Origin of the sequence: Natrinema longum (assembly GCF_017352095.1) — an archaeon.
Lineage (GTDB): Archaea > Halobacteriota > Halobacteria > Halobacteriales > Natrialbaceae > Natrinema > Natrinema longum.
Map to the genome: position 1 here is coordinate 977,762 of NZ_CP071463.1, position 13,233 is coordinate 990,994.

General features: G+C 66.2%; 15 protein-coding genes and 1 pseudogene. 5 read left to right on the top strand and 11 right to left on the bottom strand.

The window, feature by feature from the left end; genetic code table 11:
• Positions 1–14: 14 nt before the first annotated feature.
• Positions 15–545 (top strand): DUF7097 family protein, encoded by a 531-nt coding sequence (locus tag J0X27_RS04935; RefSeq protein WP_207271307.1) that lies wholly within the window; start codon positions 15–17, stop codon positions 543–545.
• 25 nt (positions 546–570) lie between these two features.
• On the opposite strand, the gene J0X27_RS04940 is transcribed toward J0X27_RS04935, so the two are convergent.
• The 3 genes from J0X27_RS04940 to J0X27_RS04950 all read right to left on the bottom strand — a co-directional run bounded on the left by J0X27_RS04940 (position 571) and on the right by J0X27_RS04950 (position 3,402).
• Positions 571–1,512 (bottom strand): SDR family oxidoreductase, encoded by a 942-nt coding sequence (locus tag J0X27_RS04940; RefSeq protein ID WP_207271308.1) that lies wholly within the window; start codon positions 1,510–1,512, stop codon positions 571–573.
• A gap of 104 nt (positions 1,513–1,616) precedes the next feature.
• Entirely contained in the window at positions 1,617–2,408 is a 792-nt protein-coding gene (locus J0X27_RS04945; protein WP_207271309.1) for an endonuclease V, read from the bottom strand.
• Between the two features lie 61 nt (positions 2,409–2,469).
• Positions 2,470–3,402, bottom strand: a complete 933-nt coding sequence (locus tag J0X27_RS04950) for a rhomboid family intramembrane serine protease (RefSeq protein ID WP_207271310.1) — start codon at positions 3,400–3,402, stop codon at positions 2,470–2,472.
• A gap of 155 nt (positions 3,403–3,557) precedes the next feature.
• Between J0X27_RS04950 and J0X27_RS04955 the strand changes: the two genes are divergently transcribed.
• From J0X27_RS04955 to J0X27_RS04965, 3 genes are read left to right on the top strand one after another with little or no spacing between them, the layout of a single operon-like run.
• The gene (locus J0X27_RS04955; protein WP_097378228.1) at positions 3,558–3,998 is read left to right on the top strand and encodes a DUF5788 family protein; all 441 of its coding nucleotides are present in this window, start codon (positions 3,558–3,560) and stop codon (positions 3,996–3,998) included.
• Positions 3,995–5,746, top strand: a complete 1,752-nt coding sequence (gene polX / locus J0X27_RS04960; protein WP_207271311.1) for a DNA polymerase/3'-5' exonuclease PolX — start codon at positions 3,995–3,997, stop codon at positions 5,744–5,746. The genes J0X27_RS04955 and polX overlap by 4 nt, the downstream gene beginning before the upstream one ends.
• Positions 5,747–5,770: 24 nt before the next feature.
• On the top strand, positions 5,771–6,235 hold the full coding sequence (locus tag J0X27_RS04965) for a Mut7-C RNAse domain-containing protein (protein ID WP_207271312.1): 465 nt from the start codon (positions 5,771–5,773) through the stop codon (positions 6,233–6,235).
• Positions 6,236–6,342: 107 nt separating this feature from the next.
• Here the strand turns inward: J0X27_RS04965 and J0X27_RS04970 are convergent, their stop codons facing one another.
• A complete protein-coding gene (locus J0X27_RS04970) occupies positions 6,343–7,095 on the bottom strand; it encodes a PHP domain-containing protein (protein WP_207272034.1) in 753 nt (250 codons plus the stop codon).
• 200 nt (positions 7,096–7,295) lie between these two features.
• On the opposite strand from J0X27_RS04970, the gene J0X27_RS04975 reads away from it, so the two are divergent.
• Positions 7,296–7,583, top strand: coding sequence for a DUF7565 family protein (locus tag J0X27_RS04975; RefSeq protein ID WP_097378225.1), 288 nt, complete (start codon positions 7,296–7,298; stop codon positions 7,581–7,583).
• Between the two features lie 256 nt (positions 7,584–7,839).
• Here J0X27_RS04975 and J0X27_RS04980 read toward each other — a convergent pair whose 3' ends face one another.
• The 7 genes and pseudogenes from J0X27_RS04980 to J0X27_RS05010 form a co-directional block, all read right to left on the bottom strand.
• Entirely contained in the window at positions 7,840–8,277 is a 438-nt protein-coding gene (locus J0X27_RS04980; protein ID WP_097378224.1) for a transcription elongation factor Spt5, read from the bottom strand.
• Complete coding sequence (locus J0X27_RS04985; protein WP_207271313.1) at positions 8,277–8,456, bottom strand: protein translocase SEC61 complex subunit gamma; 180 nt, start codon at positions 8,454–8,456, stop codon at positions 8,277–8,279. Before J0X27_RS04985 ends, J0X27_RS04980 begins: the two co-directional genes overlap by 1 nt.
• A gap of 194 nt (positions 8,457–8,650) precedes the next feature.
• Positions 8,651–9,769, bottom strand: a complete 1,119-nt coding sequence (locus tag J0X27_RS04990) for a S1C family serine protease (RefSeq protein WP_224214714.1) — start codon at positions 9,767–9,769, stop codon at positions 8,651–8,653.
• Between the two features lie 157 nt (positions 9,770–9,926).
• Positions 9,927–10,580 carry a bifunctional 4-hydroxy-2-oxoglutarate aldolase/2-dehydro-3-deoxy-phosphogluconate aldolase gene (locus tag J0X27_RS04995; RefSeq protein ID WP_207271315.1) on the bottom strand — a complete coding sequence of 218 codons (654 nt, stop codon included), beginning with the start codon at positions 10,578–10,580 and terminating at the stop codon, positions 9,927–9,929.
• Positions 10,581–10,723: 143 nt separating this feature from the next.
• Positions 10,724–10,879: pseudogene (locus J0X27_RS05000) on the bottom strand (TrmB family transcriptional regulator sugar-binding domain-containing protein); the annotation flags it as partial.
• 65 nt (positions 10,880–10,944) lie between these two features.
• Positions 10,945–12,183, bottom strand: coding sequence for a mandelate racemase/muconate lactonizing enzyme family protein (locus J0X27_RS05005; protein ID WP_207271316.1), 1,239 nt, complete (start codon positions 12,181–12,183; stop codon positions 10,945–10,947).
• A 157-nt stretch (positions 12,184–12,340) separates the two neighbouring features.
• Positions 12,341–13,222 (bottom strand): alanine--tRNA ligase-related protein, encoded by an 882-nt coding sequence (locus J0X27_RS05010; protein ID WP_207271317.1) that lies wholly within the window; start codon positions 13,220–13,222, stop codon positions 12,341–12,343.
• Positions 13,223–13,233: the final 11 nt, after the last annotated feature.

Here is a 13,233-nt window from a genome sequence, read left to right on the forward strand (position 1 = left end):
GAACCAAATCAGGTATGGAGAAAACGCCACAGGGAACCCCAGTCGGCGTCGACGACCCCTACGAGTTCGCGGGCCTCTGTGACCATCTCACCGGCGAGGGCCAGTGCCGATACGCCTTCGAACACTACCAACAGGACCCACAGTTCGCCACCGAGCGCGCGGACGACGACTACGCGTGCCCCGTCGTCGATCCCGAAACCGACTGGTCGTGGGCCGACTGTCCCCACTTCCGCTCGCGCAACCGCGACCGGGAGTGCGTTCGCTGTGGCCTCGCCGAAAAGCGGATGGCCCACGACGATGAGCGGCCGCTGCTCGAGGAACACCACCTCTCCTACGAACGCGACGGCGAGACGCTGTCCCACGAGATCACGATCTACCTCTGTCGATGGTGTCACGCGAAAGTCCACAACTCGTGGGCGCGGATCACCGACGACGCGCCACCGGATCCCGACGCGATCGCGGCACTCGAGGAGCGGCGGAGCCAGGAACGATCGGAACTGGGGTTCGAATCCGCGGCCGAGCGATACGACGACCCCGACCGGTGACCGGTCGAAGAATCGGCACCCAGGGTCAGACCAGTTTTCGCAACAGCCCGTAGACCGAATCCCGCAGCCGATCGGGCAGATACCGGGCGTACAGCCCGTACTGGGCGAACGGACCGACCGGATACCGCGCCGGCGGATCGCGGGCGGTGGCCGACTCGAGGATGGCATCGGCGACGTCGTCCGGTTCGGAGGCGAAGGGACCGCCGCTCCCGCCGCCGATCAGCTGGGCGTCGTCGTAGAGTTCGTACAGCGACTCGTAGGCGGGCGTTCGTTCCTCGTCGGGAAGCTCCTCGTCGACGCGCTCGGTGAACCCCGTCTCGACCGGGCCGGGTTCGACGAGGACGACGTCGATACCGAACTCGTCGACTTCCGTCCGCAGCGAGTCGCTCATCGCCTCGAGAGCGTGTTTCGACCCGGAGTACGCGCCCGATCCGGGAAGGGAGACCCGCCCGGCGACGCTCGAGACGTTGACGATCCGGCCCTCACCCTGTGCGCGCATATGCGGTAACGCCGCGCGGGTCAGTCGGTGGGGACCGTAGACGTTGACGTCGAACTGTCGGTGGAGATCGACCGTCGCGATGTCCTCGAGCGCACCCATCTGGGCGTAGCCGGCGTTGTTGACGACACAGTCGATCGCACCGGCGATATCGACCGTTTCCTCGACCGCCCGTGCGACCTCCTCGGGGTCGGTGACGTCGAGCGCGAGCGTCTCACAGCCGGCCTCCTCGAGGGCTTCGATATCGTCGACGTTTCGTGCCGTCGCGAACACTTGCCACTCCTCCTCGAGGAAGGCACGGGCGGTTGCACGGCCGATACCCGACGAGCAACCCGTGATGAGCACCGATTGCTTTCGCGTGTAGCGGTCGCTATCGACCGTCGTGGTGGCGTCGCGATCGCGTTCGTCTTCGACGACGGTTCCGTCCAGCCCGTCATCGGCTGTCCCTTCGACGTCCTCAGCGGTGGCCATACGTGATCGGTTCGAGAGACGATACCTAAGTATCGACGGTTTGTCGCGCCGATCGTACTGTTCGGATTCGAACGAGATCGGCGTCGCGACGACTTCCCCGGTAGCTACCCGCCGAGACCGGGTTTGGCGTCGTCGGCGTACCGATCCGCGAGCCGAACCGGCTCCGGGAGTTTGTACGACGAGGCGAGCGCGAGGACGATATCGGCTGCCGTCTCGGGGCCGACGCGGTGGCCCGGGCTGACGTAGAGGGGATTGATGTACCGATTGGGAGAGTCGTACTGACGCGTCTGGACGGCGTAGCCAAGCAGGGTTCCGTCGGGTGCATCGACTCGCGCGTTCGATTCGATCGCGATTTTCGTTCCCGCCGGCAGCTCGTCGGTGTCTTCGACGGGAGTTCCACAGAGCAGGCTCTTGGCGACGCCGACGCTGGGGACGTCCCTGACCACGCCGATGTGCGTCGCGATGCCGGCCTGCCGGAAGTGAATCCGACCGCTGCCGTCGAACAGGAGCAGGTCGGGATCGACCGACAGCTTCGCGAGCGCCGCGAGGATCGGCGCGCCTTCACGAAAGGAGAGGAAGCCGGGAACGTAGGGGATCTCGAGGGGCGTTATAGCGGAGACGCGCTCGATCACCTCGCCGCCGCACGTCGCGACGACGGCGCTCAGGGCGCGGTCTTGCTCGCCCTCGTCGTTCGTGAGAAACGACTGGTCGATACCGACGACGACCGGCGGTTCGCCCCCGCTCGCGGTCGCCTCGAGCGGATTGGAAAGAGTCGTCGGGTCGAACGAAACGTCGTCCTCGAAGACGGCGGCGTCGGCGATCTCGCGCTGGAGGGACTCCATCTCCGCGCGCGAGAGATCGGCGTCGGGTGCGAGATCTGGGCGGGGCTGACTCATCGGGTGGGAGGGGATAGACGCCGTGTGAAAATCAGTTGCGGGGTTTCGGGAATCGTCGGATTCAGAACCGGCCGCGTCCGGGTCCACCCGGACCGCCGGGGCCGCCGGGCCCGCCGCCGCCGAACTCGAGGCGGTTCGGCGCGTGGACGTTTTGGTTCTGTTTGACGTACTGTCCGTAGGCGAGGCCGATCACGAGGCCGACCAGGTGGGCCATGTGTGCGACGTTGCCGCCGCCGCCGGTGCTGACGAAGAAAATACTGTACACTGCGTATCCTCCCGTGAGGACCCAGATCGGAACGGGGAGAATGAAGTAGATGTACACCTTGAGATCGGGATTGAGGATCGTTAGAACGCCCAGGAGCGCGAGTGCAGCACCGCTCGCTCCGACGACACCCTGTGTGAACGGCGTGATCGTACTGGATTGTAGAATCTGGATACTGATCTGACCGAGGCCCGCAAGCGCACCGCTCACGAGGAAAAGAACCGCGAAGTTCCGCGACCCGACGTACCGCTCGACGAGCGGGCCGAAGAAGAATATCACGATGCTGTTGAAGACGATGTGCATGAATCCGCCGTGTGCGAAGATCGAGGTGAACCACGTCCAGACGTACTGCGGATAGTAGGGCCGCAGGACGAACAGAGTCTGCACCAGCTCGGGTCCGAAGATGGCATCGACGAGGATTTGACTGAAGAACGTGAGCCACATCAACGCGAGGAACGTGTAGGTCGCGTTCCCACGGAAGTACGCTAACGGCCCACCGGTGCCGGTATTGATCGGCACTTTGTCGGCGAGACTCGAGGCCCGCGACTGGCCCCCGCCGTTGACGCTCTCGTCGAAGCCGCTGTCGAAGACACCCTGGGGGTCGTTCCAGTTTTGCAACCCCGAACAGTCGTGGTTCTCGGGGAGTCGGTGGTCGCCACAGTAGGTCCCACCGCAGTGCCGACAGTTGTACGGCATGTTTTCGTCCTTCCCACACACGTCGCACTTGGCCATTGAGCAGGGGTATGTTCGGCGTCGCTAAGGGATTTGGGATTTTTCCGCCGTCGTTCAGACGACCGCTGTCGGTCAGTGCCGGGAAGCGCCGTTGCTGGCTGGTCGACCCGCGTCCGGACTGTACATTTTTGCCTCCCCGTCCCCCACACTCGAGTGTGCAGGAGTACGAGCGCAAGCAACTGCTCGAGCGCGTCGAGCGCGAGGGCGCGACCGTCGGCGCGGACATCCCGGAGACGATCGAGATTCAAGGCGAGGAGATCGACCTCCGGACGTTCGTCTTCGAGATCAAGCGCCGCGAGACGGTGCCCGCCGGCGAACGCGAGCGCGTCGAGCAGGCCAAGCGGAACCTACGCCGGGAGCGCCTCGAGCGACTCGAGCGGATCGAGGAGGGGACGATCAGTCGCGAGAAAGGCGAGGAACTCGCCGGGAGCATCATCGGGATCGATCGAGCGCTGAACGCCCTCGAGAACCTGGGGCCGACGGACTTGGAACGCGAGCAACAGGTCCAGCAGGCACAGGATCGCAAACGCTGGATGTCCTTCCTGAAGAAGGCGCTGGGCCAGGAGGACGACGCCAGCGCACGGAGGGGACGATGACGACCAACGCCGAACTCGCCGCCCGCTTCGAGGAGTTCGCCGACCTGCTCGAGGCGGACGACGTCGAGTACAAGCCCCGCGCGTACCGTCGCGCGGCCGAGAACATCCGATCGTATCCGTCGCCGATCGCCGACCGGATCGAGGCCGGTGACCGTGATGCCATCGAGAACATCGACGGCGTGGGCGACGCCATCGCCTCGAAGATCGTCGAGTACGTCGAGACCGGCGGGATCGAGGAACTCGAGGACCTCCGCGCCGACCTCCCCATCGACATCGCCGACATCACGCGGATCGAGGGCGTCGGCCCCAAGACCGCGGGCAAGCTCTACCGCGAACTCGGCGTACAGAGCTTAGACGACCTCGAGGACGCGGCCGAGGCCGGCGAGATCCGGGACGTGAAGGGGTTCGGCCCTAAGACCGAGGAAAACATCCGCGACAACCTCGAGTTCGCCCGCACCGTCGGCCAGCGCCAGTTGCTCGGCGAGGCGCGACCGCTCGCCGACGACGTGCTCGCCTTCCTCGAGTCCCTCGACGACGTCGACCGGTGTGAGGTCGCGGGCTCGATCCGGCGGTGGCGCGAGACGATCGGCGACGTGGACGTCCTCGCGGCGACCGAGGACCGCGAGTCGGTCGTCGATCGGTTCGTCGCGTGGGACTCGGTCGACGACGAGATCGAGTCCGGCCCCGAGAAGGCGAGCGTCCGCGTCGGCGAGAGTCGCGTGGACTTGCGCGTGGTCGTCCCCGAGGAATTCGGCTCCGCGCTGCAGTACTTCACGGGGAGCAAGGACCACAACGTCGCCTTGCGCAACTACGCGATCGATCGCGGGATGAAACTCAACGAGTACGGCGCGTTCGACGTGAGCGAAGTCGCGGCTGCGGAGACGGGCCAGCGCGTCGGCGACCGCGTCGCCGGCGAGACCGAGGCGGGAATGTACGAGGCGCTCGGACTTCCGTGGATTCCCCCGGAGCTTCGGGAAGACCGCGGCGAGATCGACGCCGCCGAAAGCGGCGACTTACCGGATCTCATCACGCGAGAGGACGTCCGCGGCGACCTCCACACCCACACCGAGTGGTCCGACGGCAACACGACGATCGAGGCGATGGTCGAGGCCGCCGCCGACCGGGGCTACGACTATTTCGGAATCGCGGACCACGCGGAGGGTCCCGGTATCGTCGGCGACATGGGGCTCACCGACACCGAGATCCTCGAGCAGGTCCAGGAGATCCACGCGGTGGGCGAGGAAGCCGAGATCGAGGTCTTGGCCGGAATCGAGGCCAACGTCGACGCCGCGGGCGAGATCGACCTCTCCGAGGCGGTGATCGAGGCGCTGGACGTGGTCGTCGCGTCGACCCACAGCGCGCTCGGACAGGACGCAGAGACCGCGACGGATCGGCTCGTCCACGCGATCGAGAACCCGGCGATCGACGTGCTCGGCCACCCCAGTGGCCGCCTGCTCAACGAGCGCTCCGGGCTCGAACTCGACGCGACCGCGCTCGGGGCGGCCGCCGCCGAACACGACACCGCCCTCGAGGTCAACAGCGATCCCCGTCGGCTGGATCTCTGGGGGAGCGCCGTCCAGGCCGCCCGCGAGGCTGGTGCGCCGATCGCGATCAATACCGATGCCCACCAGCCGTCGACGCTCGAGTACATGCGCTGGGGCGTCCACACGGCGCGGCGCGGCTGGGCCGAACCGGACGACGTGATCAACACCTGGGAGCTCCCGACCCTGCGCGAGTTCCTGCACTGACCTCGGTACCCAACCACGATCCCGATGCGCCTCCTCGTCGACGTCATGTGCGGCGGGCTCGTCTCCTATCTGCGAATGTGCAACCACGATACCGTCTACGCCGGGGACCGCGGGCTCGAGGCCGACGACGACCTGCTCGCCGTCGCCCGGGACGAGGATCGGACGGTCGTCACGCGCGACGTCGAACTCGCCGGCCGTGCCGAGGATGCGATCCTCCTCGAGTCACGCGAAGTCGAGACGGGGCTCGCGGCGCTCGCCGCCGCGGGAGTCGATCTCTCGCTGGCGGCTGCTCCCGAGTTCTGTGGGCGGTGCAACGGCCCGCTCGAGGGGGTCGCTTCGACGGCGTCGACGCCGGCGTACGCACCCGACCCGGCGGACCGCGAGGTGTGGCGCTGTCGGGACTGCGGACAGCACTTCTGGCGTGGCAGCCACTGGGACCGGGTCGCGGACACGCTCTCGAGCGCCCGAGAGTCGCAGACGGAGCGGTAACTCGAAACGGCACCGACAGCAGTCGCTGACGGGCGTTCGTCGAACACGACAGGACGGATCCACACCGCTCGTCGACCGGGCCAGCGGACCTGAACGAACCTCGGGCGTTAGTAAACCGCGACGTCGTCGAACCGGCCGTCGTAGGCGATGTGGTGTGGATGGGTCGGCTCGGTGCCCGAAAGGAAGAGCCGATCGACCTTCTTCCAGGTATTCTCGTAGGCGAAGTGGCCGAGCTCCATCGCCGTCGTCGTCCAGCGCTCGAGGCCGTTGTCGTAAACGACTCGGCGACCGATCCCGTCCGCGAGCGCGGTCACGATCTCCGCCTCGTTCTCGAGCGCCACGTCGAACCCGGTATGGGCGACGCCGACGGATCGCGGCATGTGTGCGTACGAGGAGGCAAACGGGGGGAGAGAGAGGCCAGCAGTGAGCTTACGCGCGCGACAATTGTTCGTGGGCAGGTGTCGCGGGTTGAAAATTTCGACGGCGTCGACGGTATCGGCGTACGTCCGCAGGTCCGTCTCGGAGAGGCTCACGTTCGCGAACTCCGGATGGGGGACCACCACTGCCGCGTCCTGGCGGTCGAACTCGGCCATCGCCGCCTCGAGCGGGATGAAATCCGGGACGGGCTCCTCGAGGCCGATCGCGAGGACGTGCTTGCGATTCCGCCAGGAGCCGGTAAAGACCTCGCGACCGGGAAGCACCAGCAACTCCTCGTCGGAGTAGGCCGCGGCTCGCTCGCGGATCTCCGGGAGGCGGGTGAAGTGGGGTGCGTAGACGATCGCATCGAGGTTGGCCCGTTTGGCCCGTTCGACGACGCGATCGTCGAGCACCTTCACGTGACAGTCGATTCTGAACGTCACTCCGTCGGTCACGACCACTACTTCCGAGACGGTCGAGTTATGCATTCTGATTTGGCGGCCGCCTGCCAGCAGCCGTCTCGACCGATGACGGCCGTCGGTTCGTCGTCGATTCCCAGCTGGCTGCCGTCCGATCGTATATTCTGGCCGAAACGCGGGCTGCGAAAAGATCATTAGGACGGCCGTTCGAGTTCCACTATCGAATGGCCTGGGAATGTGGGATCGACGGCTGTGGCGCAGTCTACGAGGACGTCGAATCGGCCGTGGTCCATCAGGCGACGGAACACCAACGCCGCGAGTGCAAAGTCTGTGGGACCGTCGTTCCCGACGGCTATCTCGCGATTCGGCACGCCTTTACCGAACACAGCCGCGCCGAATACGTCCGTGCCTACGGTGCGAGCTCCGAGGAAGTCCGGGAACGCGAGGAGCTACTCGAGGAAATCGAGTCGGAGGCGAATATGCAAGCGATCGCGACGGAACTGAAAGGGTGACATCCGCCCCGCGGTAAACGGCGGGATTCTCTCCTCGCAAAAAGATAGCGAACGGCGGCCAGCTCGGCGCAGTACTGGTTTCGTCGCCGATGGGACCACACCTCGGCAGTGAGTGGCGACGAGTTCGGACATACGGCCGGGTAGCTCGTTACTGTCCGCGAGACCCACGGCCGCACGCGATTCGCACGGTCCGACGAACTATCGTTCGTCGCTATATTCAGCGCGGCTCCGCCGCGCTGACTGCTTGATGAGCGCGTTAGCGCTCATCACTGTCGAGCACGCGAATCTGGTCGCCCCGCACCGTGACGGGAATCGGGACCGTCGCCTCGTACAGTTCGACCGTCACCTGATCTTTGCCTTCGTCGATCCGCTGGACCTGCGCTTTTTCGCCTTTGAACGGCCCGGCGATGAGTTCGATGATGTCGCCTTCGGCGATCCCCTCGACGTCGGGTTTCGGCGAGAGGAAGTGTTCGACCTCGGAGATGTCCGACTCGCCGGGGACGATGCTCTGGGCGTGTGGGATGTCCTCGAGCACACGGTTGAGAGCGGCATCGCCGTCGGCCTCGACCATGACGTACGAGGTCAGCGAATCGGGTGCGAGCGCGGCGTGAATCTCGGCTTCCTCGCGGTTGATGATCATATCCGCGACGGTGCGTTCCTGGCTCGCCGTCGTTTTGACAGCGAAGATTCCCATTAGATGCCACCACCGCTGGTCAGGAACAGCATGATCGTGCCGATGATGAATCCGATCAATCCAACCAGGATGATCCCTGCACCGGCGATTTTCGATACCTGGAGGAACTCCTCGCTAGTGGGTGTGGTCGCCATTTTCAGCACCCGAACGTACGAGGTGAGGTCGTACGGAACGTCCATATATGTCTATTCACAGCGCGGCGTCTTTTATCTGTCTTTCGTGTCCGTGTGGCAGCCACGTCGACTGCGACGCGACGGAGCAACCGAGTACGAAGCGGAACGGGACGCCGAGATCGAGGACGAACTCGAGCGGATCGATCGGGGCCACGGCGTGATCACGGCTCGTCGAAATCGGGAACCGTTCCGTCCGTCGATCACGGTCCCGTCCCTGGGGGCCGCTCACGCGGCCGACCACCGATCGGCACACGGGGCCGTTCGGGGTCCGGCCGGGCCGCGAGCGTCAGTTCGACGGATTGGCGGTCGCCGTCCCGAACGATCTCGAGTTCGATCGTCTCGCCGGGTTCGGTCTCGAGTGCGAGATACGACGAGAGCGCCGCCTGGGTCGGGATTGCCTGGCCGTCGACGGCGATGATCACGTCCCCACTGCCCGGTCGGTCGGTACTGGCCGGCTCGAGGACGCCGTCCGCGGGCGCGTCCGGGACGATTTCCATGACCAGGACGCCGGTCGCCTCCTCGAGATCGACCGTCTCGGCGATCTCCGGCCCGACGGGCTGAACCCCGACGCCCATATAGGCGTGTTCGTACGCGCCGTCGTCGATGAGCGCGGGGACGACCCGGTTCGCGAGCCGCGCCGAGATGGCGAAGCCGATCGTCTGGGAGGCACCGGCGAAGACGACGCCGAGGACTTCGCCCTCGAGGTTCACGAGGGGGCCACCGCTGTTGCCGGCGTTGACGGCCGCATCGGTCTGGATGGCGGCCGGAATCGAGAACCCGGTCGGGCTTGGCAACGACCGGTCGATGCCACTGACGATCCCCTGAGAGATCGAGGCGTTGAACCCAAGCGGGTTGCCGAGTGTCAGTACCTCCTGTCCGATCACCGCCCCGGACTCGACGAACGAGAGCCCAGCGGCGATCTCCGGCATATCGTCGACCGCCAGGACGGCGAGATCGCTGTAGACGTCCGTGCCGACGATCGACGCGGTTCGCCACTCCTGATTGCGAAACTGAATTTCGATGCCGTCCTCGGGAGCCGTCTGGACGACGTGGTTGTTCGTCACGATGTGCTGGTCGTCGACGGCGAACCCGGATCCGAGTCCACCACCGCCACCGGGACCGGGACCCCCCGTCCCGGCGACGGTGACGAGGACGACCGAGTCGATCGTCTCCTGGTAGACGGTCGAATACTGGCTCTCGAGTTGATCGGGGCCCTGTTCGTCCGGCGTCGTCTCGTTCGAACTGGCGTCGTCGCTCTGTGCACCGCCGGTCGTGACACCGCCGAGACCGAACGCTGTCGCGGCCCCGGCAGCGGCCAATAGCCGTCTTCGAGAACAGTGGTCGGGATCTGTCGTCACGCCAGATCCCACTTCGATGAGGGGGATAAAACGGCAACCAGCATGGGCAGCGGTCGAACCCGAACCGTCCTCACCCGTTCCCACGGACTGCCGGATCGTGCCGGTCGAGAACGGGACGTCAGTTTCCGCGTGCCGCCTCGACCGCGTCGACGAACGACGCGGCCGTCTCTCGGACCTGCGCCATATCGTCGTCAGTGACGGCCGCATCGTCGACGATCGCACCGCCCGCACCGACTGCCGCCGCCCCAGCGTCGAAGAAGTCGGCGACGTTGTCCCGCGAGACGCCACCCGTCGGAACGATATCGACGTCGCCCAGCGGCCCCGCGAGCGCGCCGATGTGGCTGGGTCCGACCGTCGCCGCGGGAAACAGTTTGAGGAGATCCGCGCCGGCTTCCATCGCCGTCACGGCCTCCGTGGGGGTCATGACCCCAGGCGCGACGAGGACCCCGTGTCGGTTGCAGGTCCCCACGACGTCGGCGTCGGTGTGTGGCGAGACGACGAACGATGCGCCCGCGTCGATCATGGACTGGGCGCTCGAGGCGTCGAGGACGGTCCCCGCGCCGACGACGGCGTCGGTGTTGGCGAGTTCCCGGTCGACGGCCGCGATCTGTTCGGCCGCGCGCGTCCCATCCGCGGTGATCTCGAGCGCGTCGACGCCGGCGTCGTGAATCGCGCGCGCGACCGGCACGATCCGCTCCTCGTCGACACCGCGAAGGACGGCGATAACGCCGCCCTCGACGATTCGGTCCCGGACAGTTCGTTTCTCGATCATTCGGCTGCCCCGCCCCCAGTAGTCGTTGTTCGACGCCCGTTCGCGAACCGTGCGTGCTTCGACAGGATGGACATTACAGAGAGGACTGCGCACCGCGAGTTCAAGAAATTTACTTACAATAGAAAAAATGTAGGGCCAACGCGTCAGTCCTCGAGCGCGCGAACGGTGACCGACTGGGTCTCGTAGTCCTCGAGGAACGCGCCGGTGCCGCCGACGGTGTAGCGCTCGCCGTCGACATCGAGTTCGAACGCGTTCTCGATCGGGAGCGTCGAGGTGACCGGCTGGACGAGACGCTGTCGAGTGCTTTCGTTTCGGCGTCGGAAACAGGGACTCGATCGTTTGAGTACCGTCTGCCGGGATTTGATTACGCCTCGTCGAAGAGTTCCTCGCCTTCGACCATGTGGTCCTCGACGGCGTCCATGTCGAGGGTGACGCCCAGACCGGGGTCCTCCGGGAGCTCGATGTAGCCGTCCTCGATGACGTCCTCCTCGACGAGGTCCTCCCACCAGCCGAGCTCGTAGGAGTGGTACTCCACCGCAAGCGAGTTCGGGATCGCCGCACCGACGTGGGCGCTGGCGACCGTCGCGACCGGCGAGGCGACGTTGTGCATCGCGACCGGGACGTAGTACATATCGGCGAGGTCGGCGATCTTCCGCGTCTCGCGCATGCCGCCGACCTTGGGCATGTCCGGCGCGATCATGTCGACGGCCTGCTCCTCGAGCAGGCGGCGCTGGCCGTGTTTTCGGTAGACGTTCTCGCCGACGGTGATCGGCGTCGACGTCGACTGCGTGACCTCCCGCTGGACGTCGTGGTTCTCCGGCGGGACGGGGTCCTCGAGCCACCAGACGTCGTACTCCTCGAGCCGTTTTGCGAGCCGTTTGGCGCTGCCCCCCGAGAAGGTCCAGTGGCAGTCGAAGGCCACGTCGGCCCGCGAGCCGACGCGTTCGGTAACCGCCTCGACGATGCTGGCTTTGTGTTCGATCTCGGGCGCTCGGAGGTGGCGGTTCGCGCGGTCCTTCTCGTGGCCGCTTGGCACGTCGAGATCGAACTTCAGGGCGTCGTAGCCCAGTTCCTCGACGACGCGCTCGGCCTCGTCGGCGCAGGCGATCGGATCGGCCTCTTCCTCGGTGTGACAGTCGCAGTAGACCCGCATCTCGTCGCGGTACTTGCCGCCCAGTAGCTGATAGGCCGGCACCTCGAGGATCTTGCCGGCGAGGTCGTGGAGCGCGACCTCGATCCCCGAAATCGCGGTGACGGTGACGCCGCCGATCGAGCCCTCGCCGGACATCTTCTGGACGAGGTGTTCGGTCAACCGGTCGATGTCCAGCGGGTTTTCGCCCTGTATGAACGGCGTCATCCGTTCGATGAGTTCCGGCGCGCCGGCCCCCCAGTAGGCCTCCCCGGTGCCGACGATCCCCGCGTCCGTGTAGATCCGCACGAGCGTCCACGGGAAGTTGCCGTCGACCATCGTCGTCTGGACGTCCGTGATCTCGATGTCCCGGCCACCGCCGCGCTCGCGAGTGACCCCCATCGTCTCTGCCGAGAGGTCTCGCATCGTGTACTCGGCGTTCGGATCGTGCAGCTGTGAGTAGTCGACTCCCATGGATGGACATTCACTCCGAAGGTAGTAATAGTTTCCACCTCCCGTGAACGCGGTACCGGCGTCGTCGCTGGTCGAGACGACGGACCCGAGAAGAATGAAGCCGTTGCTTGCAACGGTCGCCCGCTCTCCTCGAGCGAAAGCGCGGCGTCACCGACCGTTACCGGCGACTCGCCCCACGCTCGAGTTCGTCGCGGACGTCCTCGAGGTCGACCTCGAGCGATTCCATCGCCGCGAAGGCGGCTCGCTTTTCGGCGGTGCGTCGGTCGATCGCCGCCGGCCCGACGGCGAACTCGATCCGACGGACGCCCTCGGCAGGGCTCGAGCACCCGACCACCGCGACGGGGCCGACTTCGCGCGTGTTCCGCACGTGGGTCCCGCCACAGGCCGTGGCATCCCAGGGCTCCCTCGAGGCGGTCGTTCCGGTAACGCCCTCTCGGCTTACTCTGTCGGTTTCGGCCCCGATCGTGACGATTCGAACCCGCCCCTTCTCGACGGCGGCCGCGTCGATCTTCGGATCGAAGCCAATGTCGTCGCGCTCGCGGGCCGCCGAAATCGACACGTCGTCCCACGACACCGGTCGCGACTCCCAGACGACGCGGTTGACGCGCTCGTCGAGTTCGATCAGCGTCTCGTCGTCGAGGGTCGCAGTCGTCTCGAGGTCGACCCGAACCGTCTCCGATCCGATCTCGAGGCCGGCGTCCGTCGCGTCCTCGAGCAGTCGCCGCGCGGCCCCGACGAGGACGTGGCCGGCGGTATGGGCCCGCGTGCAGTACATCCGGAACGACCGGTCGACCGAACAGAGGACGCGCTGGCCCGGCCGAAAGGACGGCTCTGCGGCCAGCACGTGAACGACCTCGCCGTCGACGAACTGGACGTCCGTCACCGCGATATCGCCGATCGTCCCGCGATCGGCCGGCTGTCCACCGCCTGCGGCGTAGAAGTGGCTGCGCTCGAGCCAGACCTGCCGGCCGTCGATCGCCGTCACCTCGGTCTCGAATCGCGTGACGTACGGCTCCGCTGCCGCCCGTTGCCCGGTCATCGGTCACAGTG